11 protein-coding genes and 3 pseudogenes are annotated in these 12743 nt (G+C 68.6%); all 14 read left to right on the plus strand.

What is annotated here, in order from left to right; genetic code table 11:
• The first annotated feature begins 50 nt into the window (after window positions 1–50).
• A complete protein-coding gene (locus tag MYXE_RS01650) occupies window positions 51–1316 on the plus strand; it encodes an aspartate kinase (RefSeq protein WP_085196028.1) in 1266 nt (421 codons plus the stop codon).
• A complete protein-coding gene (locus MYXE_RS01655; RefSeq protein WP_085196026.1) occupies window positions 1316–2359 on the plus strand; it encodes an aspartate-semialdehyde dehydrogenase in 1044 nt (347 codons plus the stop codon). The genes MYXE_RS01650 and MYXE_RS01655 overlap by 1 nt, the downstream gene beginning before the upstream one ends.
• 7 nt (window positions 2360–2366) lie before the next feature.
• Window positions 2367–3527 carry a DUF4185 domain-containing protein gene (locus MYXE_RS01660; RefSeq protein WP_085196024.1) on the plus strand — a complete coding sequence of 387 codons (1161 nt, stop codon included), beginning with the start codon at window positions 2367–2369 and terminating at the stop codon, window positions 3525–3527.
• Window positions 3528–3600: 73 nt separating this feature from the next.
• Complete coding sequence (locus MYXE_RS01665; protein ID WP_161552026.1) at window positions 3601–3969, plus strand: hypothetical protein; 369 nt, start codon at window positions 3601–3603, stop codon at window positions 3967–3969.
• Between the two features lie 176 nt (window positions 3970–4145).
• Window positions 4146–4280 (plus strand): annotated as a pseudogene (locus MYXE_RS01670) (hypothetical protein); the annotation flags it as partial.
• 128 nt (window positions 4281–4408) lie between these two features.
• Window positions 4409–4858, plus strand: coding sequence for a hypothetical protein (locus MYXE_RS01675; protein ID WP_003921574.1), 450 nt, complete (start codon window positions 4409–4411; stop codon window positions 4856–4858).
• A gap of 182 nt (window positions 4859–5040) precedes the next feature.
• Window positions 5041–5469: an organic hydroperoxide resistance protein gene (locus MYXE_RS01680; RefSeq protein ID WP_003921575.1), complete on the plus strand. Its 429-nt coding sequence runs from the start codon at window positions 5041–5043 to the stop codon at window positions 5467–5469.
• A gap of 4 nt (window positions 5470–5473) precedes the next feature.
• Window positions 5474–6130 carry a sensor domain-containing protein gene (locus MYXE_RS01685; protein WP_085196020.1) on the plus strand — a complete coding sequence of 219 codons (657 nt, stop codon included), beginning with the start codon at window positions 5474–5476 and terminating at the stop codon, window positions 6128–6130.
• Window positions 6131–6276: 146 nt separating this feature from the next.
• Window positions 6277–7547 (plus strand): annotated as a pseudogene (gene egtA / locus MYXE_RS01690) (ergothioneine biosynthesis glutamate--cysteine ligase EgtA).
• Window positions 7544–8827, plus strand: coding sequence for an ergothioneine biosynthesis protein EgtB (egtB, locus tag MYXE_RS01695; RefSeq protein ID WP_085196016.1), 1284 nt, complete (start codon window positions 7544–7546; stop codon window positions 8825–8827). Before egtA ends, egtB begins: the two are co-directional and overlap by 4 nt.
• Window positions 8827–9525, plus strand: a complete 699-nt coding sequence (gene egtC / locus MYXE_RS01700) for an ergothioneine biosynthesis protein EgtC (RefSeq protein WP_085196058.1) — start codon at window positions 8827–8829, stop codon at window positions 9523–9525. The genes egtB and egtC overlap by 1 nt, the downstream gene beginning before the upstream one ends.
• The gene (egtD, locus tag MYXE_RS01705; protein WP_003921580.1) at window positions 9525–10490 is read left to right on the plus strand and encodes an L-histidine N(alpha)-methyltransferase; all 966 of its coding nucleotides are present in this window, start codon (window positions 9525–9527) and stop codon (window positions 10488–10490) included. Before egtC ends, egtD begins: the two co-directional genes overlap by 1 nt.
• A gap of 250 nt (window positions 10491–10740) precedes the next feature.
• The gene (locus MYXE_RS01710) at window positions 10741–12144 is read left to right on the plus strand and encodes a cytochrome P450 (RefSeq protein WP_085196014.1); all 1404 of its coding nucleotides are present in this window, start codon (window positions 10741–10743) and stop codon (window positions 12142–12144) included.
• Between the two features lie 75 nt (window positions 12145–12219).
• A pseudogene (locus MYXE_RS23740) lies at window positions 12220–12729 on the plus strand (DMT family transporter); the annotation flags it as partial.
• Window positions 12730–12743: the final 14 nt, after the last annotated feature.

The following is a 12743-nucleotide window of genomic DNA, read 5'->3' on the forward strand; positions in this document are numbered from 1 at the left end:
TCTGTTCTGGACTCACACCAGGCGAATCTGGCAGGACCGGAAGGGCAACAGTGGCGCTCGTCGTGCAGAAGTACGGCGGATCCTCGGTGGCTGACGCCGAGCGGATCCGCCGTGTCGCCGAGCGCATCGTCGAGACCAAAAAGCAGGGCAACGACGTCGTGGTGGTCGTTTCGGCGATGGGCGACACCACCGACGGACTGCTGGAGCTGGCGCAGCAAGTCTGCCCGGCGCCGCCGCCTCGCGAGCTGGACATGCTGCTGACCGCCGGCGAGCGGATCTCCAATGCGCTGGTGGCGATGGCCATCGAATCGCTGGGCGCGGATGCGCGCTCGTTCACCGGGTCGCAGGCCGGCGTGATCACTACCGGCACGCACGGCAACGCGAAGATCATCGACGTCACCCCGAGCCGCCTGCAGGCGGCGCTCGACGAGGGCAAGATCGTGCTGGTCGCCGGCTTCCAGGGGGTCAGCCAGGACACCAAGGACGTCACCACGCTGGGCCGCGGCGGCTCGGACACCACGGCGGTGGCATTGGCCGCGGCGCTGGGGGCCGATGTCTGCGAGATCTACACCGACGTCGACGGCATCTTCAGCGCCGACCCGCGGATTGTGCCGAACGCGCGGCGGCTCGACACGGTCACGTTCGAGGAGATGCTCGAGATGGCTGCCTGCGGCGCAAGGGTGCTGATGCTGCGCTGCGTCGAATATGCCCGCCGCTACAACATTCCCGTGCACGTCCGGTCGTCGTATTCGGACAAGCCGGGCACCGTCGTCACCGGATCAATCAAGGACAAGCCCATGGAAGACCCCATCCTGACCGGAGTCGCGCACGACCGTAGCGAGGCCAAGGTGACCGTCGTCGGCATCCCCGACATCCCTGGCTACGCGGCCAAGGTGTTCCGGGCTGTCGCCGACGCCGACGTGAACATCGACATGGTGCTGCAGAACGTCTCCAAGGTCGAAAACGGCAAGACCGACATCACGTTCACGTGCTCACGCGACAGCGGACCGACAGCGGTGGCCAAGCTGGATTCGCTCAAGGACGAGATCGGGTTTTCCCAAGTGCTCTACGACGACCACATCGGCAAGGTGTCGCTGATCGGCGCGGGCATGCGCAGCCATCCCGGGGTGACCGCCACGTTCTGCGAAGCGCTGGCCGCGGTCGGCGTCAACATCGACCTGATCTCCACCTCCGAGATCCGCATCTCGGTGCTGATCCGCGACACCGAACTGGACAAGGCCGTGCTCGCATTGCACGAAGCCTTCGGGCTCGGCGGCAGTGAACCGGCGACCGTCTACGCGGGGTCCGGTCGCTGATGGTCGCGATCGGTGTTGTCGGGGCCACCGGGCAGGTGGGCCGGGTGATGCGCACGCTGCTGGAGGAACGCAATTTCCCGGCGACGTCGGTGCGGTTCTTCGCCTCGGCTCGCTCGCAGGGCCGCAAATTGCCGTTCCGCGGCGAGGAGATCGAGGTCGAGGATGCCGAGACCGCCGACCCCGCCGGTCTGGACATCGCGCTGTTTTCCGCGGGTGCGACGATGTCGAGGGTGCACGCGCCGCGGTTCGCCGCCGCCGGGGTGACGGTGATCGACAACTCCTCGGCGTGGCGCAAGGACCCGGACGTGCCGCTGGTGGTGTCCGAAGTGAACTTCGACCGGGATGTTCGCGGCGCCGGTCGCCTGCCCAAGGGCATCATCGCCAACCCGAACTGCACCACGATGGCCGCGATGCCGGTGCTCAAGGTGCTCCACGACGAAGCGTGGCTGGTGCGCCTGGTGGCCTCGACCTACCAAGCGGTCTCCGGCAGCGGCGTCGCCGGGGTCGAGGAGCTGGCCGACCAAGCCCGCGCGGTCGTCGACGACGCGGAACAACTGGTGTACGACGGCGGCGCGGTCGAATTTCCGACGCCGAAAACGTATGTGGCCCCGATCGCGTTCAACGTGGTGCCGCTGGCCGGCGCCTTGGTCGACGACGGCTCCGGTGAAACCAACGAGGACCAGAAGTTGCGCGACGAGAGCCGCAAAATCCTTGGCATCCCAGAGCTTTCGGTCAGCGGGACGTGCGTGCGGGTCCCCGTCTTCACCGGGCATTCGCTGTCGATCAATGCCGAGTTCGCCCAACCCCTTTCGCCAGAGCGGGCTCGCGAGCTGCTCGACGGCGCGCCGGGCGTGAAGCTGGTCGATGTGCCCACCCCACTGGCCGCCGCCGGTGTCGACGAATCCCTGGTCGGCCGGATCCGGCGCGACCCCGGTGTGCCGGACGGGCGTGGCCTTGCGCTGTTCGTCTGCAGCGACAATCTGCGCAAAGGGGCTGCGCTCAACACCATCCAGATCGCCGAGCTGCTCGCCGCCGAGCTGTGATCCGCGGGTGAGCTTGGCCCACGCCCGCCGGGTCACGCGGTGTTCGTTGACGGCCGCGTCTGTGGCCTGTTTTCTTGTGCCACAAGCGTTTTGGTTGGCCAACGCCGATCCGCCCGCGCCGATGCCGGAGCCGGTGCTACAGCCGCTGGCGCCGGGCGAGGTGATACGGCTCGGCCCCACCGCCGGCACCGGCACCCCCACCCGCGACTATGGCATCGGCGCCACTGACCTGTGCGCGTTCATGGAGTTTCCCAGCGGCGTGCTGCAGGTCTGCGGGGACAGCTTTCCGGGGCAGGGGGTGGGCTTCGGCCCGGGGTTCGCGCCGATCGCATTGCACGTCGACACCGCCTCGGTCGACGACCCGGCCGGCGTGCACTACTTCGGCGTGATGGGGGTGTGGGAGCCGCTGCTGGCCGATCCCACGCCGCCGGGGGCGTCGCAGCTGCCGGCCGGGGTGGTGCAGATCAACCGGCAGAACTACCTGCTGGTCACCACGGCCGTCAACCTGGTGCCGCAAACCTCCCGGCTGGTGAAAGCCGATCCGGCGCAAGGTAATTGGCCGACCGTACCGGGATCAGTGCGGGACGCGGCCTACCAGGACGGCCGGCAGTCACAGATCAGCGGCTACTACGACCCGGTGCCAACGGCCGATTCAGCGACCGGCTGGGTCTACATCGTCGCCGACAGCTTCGACCGCACCCAGCCGGTCGTGCTCTACCGTGCCACGCCGGAGACGTTCACCGACCGCTCACGCTGGCAAGGCTGGGCTGCCGGCCCCGACGGCGGCTGGAACAAGCCGCCCACCCCGTTGTGGGGCGACCAGGTGGGCGAGATGAGCTTTCGGCAGATCGACGGCAAGGCGGTGCTGTCGTATTTCAACGCCAGCACCGGCGACATGGAGGTTCGGGTGGCCAACGATCCGACGTCGCTGGGCACCGCGCCGGTGACCACGGTGGTGCGCCACGACGAGTGGCCCGAGCCCGCCGAAAGCCTGCCGCCGCCGTATGACAACAGGCTCGCCCAACCGTACGGCGGCTACATTTCGCCGGGGTCGACGCTGGACGAGCTGCGGGTGTTCGTCAGCCAGTGGAACAACGCCGATCCGCGAGCCCGCGCCCCGTACCGGGTCATCCAGTTCGCGGTCAATCCGTTCAAACCGGACGAGTAACCGCCGGTACTCATAGCTCTTTCATAGCTGGAACCTAGCCCCGGCTATTGCTTGCCCGCGCATCATTCGAGGCATGAGTGAAACACCTGAAACCCCAACCACGCCGACCACGGTTGCCGCCACGCCATCGACCGAGCCTGTTAAACCGTATTGGCTCTACCGACTGGCTGCCTGGGTGGTGATCGTGGCCGGCATCTTGTTCATCGTCACGACCATCTTCTTCGCCGGCTTCCGGATCGCCGCTCACCGCGGACATCACGGCTGCCACCATCACCGGCATCCCCACGCCGCAATGTTCCACCAGGGCGGGCCGCGTCATCAGGGTGGACCCGGGGCTGTCCTGCCGGGCAGGCCGGGCGGTGCGGGCGGCGCCGGTCCCAGTGCCGGACCTGGCCAGCCCCCGCAGTCCATCGCTCCCTCGACCGCTCCAGCGCAGCCATAGCGAGTGATTACATCGGAGCCGCTGGCGGCTCCGGAAACCCTTGTGAGCCATAGGAACTCGAGATCCTGACCAAAGCCCGGCGCCCGGTGTGGGCGCCGGGCTTCGACCACGGCTCGCAGCGATCTCATCTCCGAACGCCGCCGCGACCACCGCCGCGTTGAGGCATGATGCGATGCATGAGTGAAACACCTGGACCTTCAACCCCGCCGGTTCCCGTCGCGGCGTCACCGGCACCGCAACAACGGCCGGAACGGCTCTACCAGGTCGCGGCGTGGGTGGCGATCGTCGCGGGAATCGTGTTTGTCGTCGCGACGGCATTACTTTTCGTGTGCGCCTTTTGGTGCTGCGGGTAGGGCGTGAACCCGCCGCCGGGGCATCGGCGGGTAATTTCTTGACGAGCACGGTGCACGGGTGCTATTGGCTGGGCATGATTTAGGGCATGACCGAGACACCTGAACGACCGACCCAGCCGACGTCTGCCACCCCGCCGCCCACAGCCCCCGGGCCGCCGCGCCCCGCGGCGCAGCCTCCGTTTATGACACAGCCCAGCAGGCTTTACCAGGTCGCGGCGTGGGTCGTGATCGTCGCGGGAATTGTGTTCGTGGTGGCGGTCATCTTCTTTTCCGGTGCCGCGGTCGCGGGGCATCGTCACTACTACTATCGCCACCATCACCATGGCATGTTCGTCCCCGGTGGTCCAGGCGGGCCGCCGCCCGGACCGGGGCAGTGGTATGTCTTCCCCGGCGGCCCTGGTGGGCCGGGTTCCCCGCCCGGTGGACCGGGCATGATGCCAGGCCCGGGCATGATGCCAGGTCCCGGGATGATGCCCGGCATGCGCCCGGGCGCTCCCACGCAGCCGTCGCCGACGACTCCACCACCCCGCCCGTAGCTGACCGAAAATGTTTGTTGCGCATACATTTTCGGCGTCGGCCGATTCAGCCTGCGTATTGACGTCCAGATCACCAGGGCTGCAACGTGATTCGACGCGTTGCGAGGACGTAAAGAATCCAGGCGAAGCTATTAGCGGCCCAGCCTTCTGTTTGGGATCTGTAGTTGGCATGATCGAGCCCTATGAGCATCGAAGCCATCTATACCGCAGAGTCCACCGCCACCGGAGGAGGCCGCGACGGGCACGTGAAATCGTCGGACGGTCGCATCGACCTCGAGACCCGTCCGCCGAAGCCGATGGGCGGCAGCGGCGAAGGCACGAACCCGGAGCAACTATTCTCCGCCGGCTATGCCGCCTGCTTCCTGGGCGCGCTGCGTCTGGTGGCCGGCCGAAGCAATGTCAAACTTCCCGACAACACCGACGTCACCGTCAAGATCGGCATCGGCCGCACACCCGAAGGCGGGTTCGGGTTGAGCGGCAACATCGTCGGCAATTTGCCCGGGCTCGACCAGAAGGCCGCCGATGATCTGATGCAGCAGGCCCACCAGGTTTGCCCGTACTCCAACGCCACCCGTGGCAACGTCGACGTCGACGTCTCGGCCAGGGTGTAGCCGCGTGCGGGTCACCGCCGCGGCGCTAAGCACCGGGCTGGTGGTCGGCGGCCTCGGCGCACCCTTGGGCACCTCGCCCGCCGCGGCCCGCCCGTCGGATCCCGGTGTGGTCAACTACGCGGTGCTGGGCAAGGGCTCGGTGGGCAACATCGTCGGCGGCCCGATGCGCTGGGAATCGGTGTCCACCGAGCCGTACCAGGCCTATTGGGTCGACGAGCCGGTGTGCAACAACTGGGCGGACATCGGCTTGCCGGAGGTGTACAACGACCCGGACCTGGCGTCGTTCAACAGCGCTGTCACCCAGACGACAGCCACCGACCAGACCCACTTCGTCAAGCAGGCGGTGGGCGTGTTCGCCACCGGCGACGCCGCGGACCGGGCGTTTCACCGTGTCGTGGACCGCACCGTCGGCTGCTCGGGGCTGACCACCGCGATGCACCTGGACAACGGCGCCACCCAGGTGTGGTCGTTCGACGGGGGGCCGCCGACCTCCACCGACGCGGCCTGGACCAAACAGGAAGCCGGCACCGATCGGCGCTGCTTCACCCAGACCCGGCTGCGCGAAAACGTGTTGCTGCAGGCCAAGGTGTGCCAGTCCGGCAACGGCGGTCCGGCGGTGAATGCGCTGGCCGGGGCCATGCAGAACACGCTCGGCCAGTAGGTGGCGTGCCCGGCACGCGGACCCAACCCGCGGGAAATATGTCGGTGCCGTCTGCAAGATTGACGATGGATGGCTATCGTGCCCGATAACCGCGCGCTACCACGGTCCGTTGACGCACCGCGTTGGGGCCGGGAGGGATCGATAATATGGCGGTCGCGTCGCAGCTGGCTGGTATCCGCTCGGGAGAGGCCGAACTGGCCGGTTCATCGGCGGCCGCGCAGTATCTCGCCGACACGTGCCTGACCGACGGGCCGCTGGGGCGGGTCGGCCTGGAAATCGAGGCGCACTGCTACGACCCGGCCGCTCCGTACCGCCGGCCGAGCTGGGACGAAATCACCGACGTCGTCGCGGCGCTTCCCACACTGCCCGGCGGCAGTACAGTCAGCGTCGAACCCGGCGGTGCCGTCGAACTTTCCAGCCCGCCGGTGGCCGGGGTGCTGCCGGCGATCGCGGCGATGACCAGCGATCAGCAAGTGCTGCGGTCCGCCTTCGCCGATGCCGGGCTGGGCCTGGTGGCGCTGGGCGCGGACCCGCTGCGCCCGGCCATGCGGGTCAACCCGGGGCGCGTTACCGCGCCATGGAACAATTCTTCGCCGCCAGCCACACCGGAGTTGCGGGCGCGGCCATGATGACGTCGACGGCGTCGATCCAGGTCAACGTCGATGCCGGCCCGCAAACCGGGTGGGCGGCACGGGTGCGGCTGGCGCACGCGCTCGGGCCGACGATGATCGCGATCGCCGCCAACTCCCCGCTGCTGGGCGGGAGGTTCTCCGGCTGGCTGTCGACGCGGCAGCGGGTGTGGGGTCAGCTCGACGCGGCGCGCTGCGGGCCGGTGCTGGCCGCCAGCGGTGACGATCCGGGCACCGACTGGGCGCGCTACGCGCTCAAGGCCCCGGTGATGTTGGTGCACAACCCCGACGCGGTGCCGGTGATGCACTATGTGCCGTTCGCCGAGTGGGCCGACGGCCGCACGATGCTCGGCGGTCGGCGCCCCACCGTCGCTGACCTCGACTACCACCTCACCACCCTGTTTCCCCCGGTGCGCCCCCGCGGCTGGCTGGAGATCCGCTACCTCGACAGCGTCCCGGGCGACATGTGGCCCGCCGTGGTGTTCACGCTGGTGACGCTGCTGGACGACCCGGTGGCCGCCGACGCCGCCGCCGAAGCCGTCGCACCCGTGGCCACCGCGTGGGACACCGCGGCCCGGATCGGGCTGGGCGACCGGCGGCTGTATGCGGCCGCCAACCGGTGTGTGGCCATAGCCGCCGAGCGGGCGCCGGCGCAGCTACACGAGGGAATGCGACGGCTGATCGAGGCGGTCGAGCAAGGGCGGTGTCCGGCCGACGATTTTTCCGACCGGGTGATCGGGCACGGCATCGCGCCCACCGTCGCGCGGTTGGCGCAAGGGGAGTCGTGAGGTTACAAGAAAAGCTGGCCCGCGACCTGACCCGGGCGCGGGAGCGCACGCTGCGGCTGGTCGACTTCGACGACGCCGAACTGCGCCGCCAATACCACCCGCTGATGAGTCCCCTGGTGTGGGATCTCGCGCACATCGGTCAGCAGGAAGAACTCTGGCTGCTGCGCGGCGGTGACCCTCACCGGCCGGGCATGCTGCCCGCGGACGTCGAGGTCCTCTACGACGCCTTCGTGTATTCCCGCGCCAGCCGCGCGGATCTGCCGCTGCTGTCCCCGGCCCAGGCGCGGGCGTTTTGCCGTACCGTCCGCTCGGCTGCGCTGGACGCCTTGGACGCCGCACCCGACGAGCCCGACGCGAACTTCGTCTTCGGCATGGTGGTCAGCCACGAACACCAGCACGACGAAACCATGCTGCAGGCGCTGAACCTGCGCACCGGCCCGCCTCTGCTGGCCGCCTCGGCCACGTTGCCGTCCGGTCGGCCGGGTGTGGCCGGGACGTCGGTGCTGGTGCCCGGCGGCCCGTTCGTGCTCGGTGTCGACGCCGCCGACGAACCGTTCGCGCTGGACAACGAACGCCCTGCCCACATCGTCGACGTCCCGTCGTTCCGGATCGGGCGCGTCCCGGTCACCAACGGCGAGTGGCGCCAGTTCATCGACGACGGCGGCTACCACCAGCCGCGATGGTGGTCGGCGCGCGGGTGGCAGCACCGCCAACAAGCCGGATTGACCGGCCCGCAGTTCTGGGCCGCCGACGGGCAGACCCGCACCCGGTTCGGCCACGTCGAGGCGATTCCCGACGACGAACCGGTCCAGCACGTCACGTACTTCGAGGCCGAGGCCTATGCCGCGTGGGCCGGCGCGCGGCTGCCCACCGAAATCGAATGGGAGAAGGCATGCGCATGGGACCCGGCCGTCAACGCGCGGCGCCGCTACCCGTGGGGCGCCGCGGAACCCTCCGCGGCGCACGCCAACCTCGGCGGCCGCGCGCTGCGACCGGCCCCGGTCGGCGCCTACCCGGCCGGCGCGTCGGCGTACGGGGCCGAACAGATGCTGGGCGACGTCTGGGAGTGGACCAGCTCGCCGCTGCAACCCTGGCCCGGGTTTACGCCGATGATCTATCAGCGCTATTCGCAGCCGTTCTTCGGCGGCGACTATCGAGTGCTGCGCGGCGGCTCGTGGGCAGTGGAGCCGGCGATCCTGCGGCCCAGCTTCCGCAATTGGGATCACCCGTACCGCCGGCAGATCTTCGCCGGCGTCAGGTTGGCGTGGGACGTGCCCTGATGTGCCGTCACCTCGGATGGCTGGGTCGCGCGGTCACCGTCTCCTCGCTGGTGTTGGACCCGCCACACAGCCTGCGGGTGCAGTCGTATGCGCCGCGCCGCCAAAAGCACGGCATGATGAACGCCGACGGCTGGGGCGTCGGGTTTTTCGACGGGGCCACGCCGCGACGCTGGCGCAGCACGGCGCCGCTGTGGGGTGACGTGTCGTTTCATTCCGTGGCGCCGGCGCTGCGCAGCCACTGCGTGGTGGCATCGGTGCGTTCCGCGACCGTCGGCATGCCGATCGAGGTCAGTGCGACAGCACCGTTCACCGACGGGCGGTGGCTGCTGGCGCACAACGGCGTGGTGGACCGCAAGGTGCTGCCTCCTCCAGCTTCGGCCGAACCGGTCTGCGACAGCACGATTCTCGCTGAGTTCATCTTCACGCGAGGTCTCGACGCCCTGGCTGAGGTGATCCGCCAACTCGGGGCCGGCGACCCGAATGCCCGGCTGAACATCTTGGCGGCCAACGGTTCCCGACTATTGGCCACGACCTGGGGAGACACCCTGTCGGTGCTGCGTCGGGACGACGGCGTAGTGGTGGCCAGCGAGCCGTATGACGACGACCCCAACTGGGAAGACGTTCCCGACCGCCACGTCGTCGAAGTCACCGCCGACGGCGTCACGTTGACCGCGCTGGAAGCCACGAAAGGATCTTGATGACGCTGTCACTGTCGAACCACCTGGCCGAAGACTCGGCATATCACGCCTTGCGACGCGATGTGTTCGACGGCTTGCGGCGCTCACCAAAGTCGTTGCCGCCCAAGTGGTTCTACGATTCAGTCGGCAGCGAACTGTTCGACCAGATCACTCGGCTGCCCGAGTACTACCCCACCCGGGCCGAGGCCGAGATCTTGTCTGCCCGCTCAGCGGAGATCGCGTCAGCGACCGGCGCGGACACCCTGGTCGAACTGGGCAGCGGAACATCGGCGAAGACACGCATGCTGCTCGACGCGTTGTGCGAGCAAGGTTCACTACGCAGGTTCGTGCCGTTCGACGTCGACGCCAGCATGCTGCAGTCGGCCGCCACCGCCGTGCAGGCCGAGTACCCGAACCTCGAAATCGCCGCTGTGTGCGGCGATTTCGAGGAGCACCTGGGCGAAATCCCGGGCGGCGGGCGGCGGCTGTTCGCGTTTTTGGGGTCGACGATCGGCAATCTCACGCCCGGGCCGCGCGCGCAATTCCTGGCCGCGCTGGCCGACGCGTTGCAACCCGGCGACAGCCTGCTGCTGGGCACGGACCTGGTCAAGGACACCGACCGGCTGGTCCGCGCCTACGACGACGCCGCCGGGGTGACCGCACGGTTCAACCGCAATGTGCTCGCGGTGATCAACCGTGAACTCGACGCCGATTTCGCCATCGACGCCTATGCCCACGTCGCCCGCTGGAACGCCGGGGCGGAGCGGATCGAGATGTGGTTGCGCGCCGAAACTCCGCAACGCGTGCGAATCGGTGCGTTGAATTTGACCGTCGAGTTCGCGGCCGGCGAGGAGATGCTCACCGAGGTGTCGTGCAAATTCCGCATCGAGGCGGTGGCCGCCGAATTGGCCGCGGCCGGGCTGCAACGCACCCGGTGGTGGACCGATGACTCTGGCGACTTCGCGCTGTCGCTGGCGGTGAAATGAGCGGCGCCGAGGCCGGCAGACTGCGAGCGACGTCGCGTTATGCGCTTCGCGCAAACCGCCGCCCGACGACCACGGTGTTGAATCGGCGGCGGCGGCCAGCGCCAACGACAGTTCAGCGAAGCCGCTGGCGGCGCCATAGAAGACGCGGTCGGCGGCGGTGGGCCGAATAGGGTAGTCGGATACGCTATCCGCGGTAGCGCGTCGACGGAAATATGGCTTTCCTCGACGGCGACTCGAACTCGGTGCGCTTATGGCGAAGATCCCCGCCCAACCGGGCGACCGCCGGGGCGTCGTGACATCGGCGCTGGCGGCAAACGAGCTGCTGCCCCACTTGCAGCGGGTGATGGCGACTCGCCGGTTCGACGCCGACCTCGAGCTGTTGCGCGACGTCCACGGCGTGGTGTCGCGTCGGGTTCTGGCGCCCAAGTGGCTGCGGTCGGATGTGGTGGTCGTCTCCTCGCCGCGGGGCGCCCACGACATACTCGCTCGCGACGACGAGAACGTCGAACGCGCGATGACACGGATGTCGTGGGAGCTGCGTCGGCTCATCGGCGACGGTCTGCTCGTTGTGCCGCACCGCGAATGGCGTCCGCGCCGGCGAGCGCTGCAGTCGGTCTTCGCCGAGCAGCACCTCCCCCGGTTCGCCGGCCACATGGCCGAGGCCGCGGGTCAGTTGGCTCGTCGCTGGGGCGACGGCGCCGAAGTTGACCTGGATGCCGAATGCCGCGCGCTGACCTTGCGGGCACTGTGCCGTTCGATGCTCGGCCTCGAGGATGACCAGCGAATGGTGGAGTTGGGCTCGGCTCTGCGCGCCGCGGTGACATGGGCAGCCGACCGGGCGTTGCATCCGGTCAATTCCCCGCACTGGCTCCCGACCCGTCGGCAGCGACAAGCCCGCGCCGCGAGCAGGGCCCTGCACGAGCTGGCCACCGAAATGCTGCACGCGTGCCGCTCCGACCCGGCGCGGCGGGCACCGCTGGTGCGTGCGTTGATGCAGACGGTCGACCGGCAGACCGATCAGCCCTTGACCGATCGTGCAATCTGCGACGAGCTAGTGTCGTCCATGATCGCCGGGCACCAAACCACGTCGATCGCGCTCACCTACGCTTTGTGGGCGTTGGGGCATAGCCCGGAATGTCAGGACCGTGTCGCCGCCGAGGCCGCCCACCTCGGTGACCGGCAACTCACCCATGCCGACATGCCACGCCTCGGTTACACCGTCCAGGTGCTGCGCGAGGCGCTGCGCTTGTGCCCGCCGGTACGTGCGGTGGAACGGTTTGTCACCAAAGACATCGACGTCGACGGCCACCGGGTGCAGGCCGGCACGCACGTCGTCGTCACCGTCAAAGCGATCCATCGTGACCCGGCCCTGTGGGACGACCCGCTCACATTCGATCCCGACCGGTTCAGTCCGCAACGGTCACCGGGATACGACCGCTGGCAGTACCTGCCGTTCGGGGCCGGGCCGCGGGCCTGCATCGGCGAGCACGTCGCGATGGTGGAGGCTACCCTAGCCGTGGCCGCCATCGCGCGCCAAATCGAAATCCGTTCTGTGGAAAGCTATTTCCCGGTTACTGCCGGTCTTACCGCAGTGGTAACCGCACCGATTCGGGCACGAGTTCGCCAGCGAAACCCGGGTGATCTGCGGAACTGACCGCCACATCGCGACCTGTCCCGGCGGCAGTAGAAGCGGCAGTAGACAAGGATGTTGCGGGGCGCTGCTGTTCGCCTGGTGATTTACGCGCGCCTGATCCATGACCGGGTGACCCGATGGGAGTGGGTGTAGGCAGCGGTGCTTGCGGTCGGGCTGGCGATGGTCGTCACCGTCGGCGACCCGGCCGCGGGGCACTCGCGGGGCTCACTGCAAGCGTGGACGGTGGTGGCCCTGTTGATGGTCCGCTGCTGGTGGCATGCGTCCTGGGGGCACGGATCTGGCGGGGCCGGCCACAGGCAGCGGTGCTGGCGGTGGTGGCGGGTTCGTCGCTGGCGTTGTTCGCGGTCCTGACCAAAGGCTTCGTCGTGCTGCTGGGACGTCAGGGGTTCGATGCGGTGCTGCGCGCGCCCGAGTTCTACGCCTGGACACTGGCCGCGTTGGCCGGGATGATCTTTCAACAGTCGGCGTTTCGATGCCGACGATGTACGTGGCCAAGCCGATGGTGGCGTCGGCGTAGGAATCGTCGTGCTCGGCGAAACCCTCAACGCCGACGGCGTGGAAGCGTTCGCACTGGCGGCAGCGCTCCACCAGGCCGCGGG

It is taken from the genome of Mycobacterium xenopi (assembly GCF_009936235.1).
GTDB classification, from domain to species: domain Bacteria; phylum Actinomycetota; class Actinomycetes; order Mycobacteriales; family Mycobacteriaceae; genus Mycobacterium; species Mycobacterium xenopi.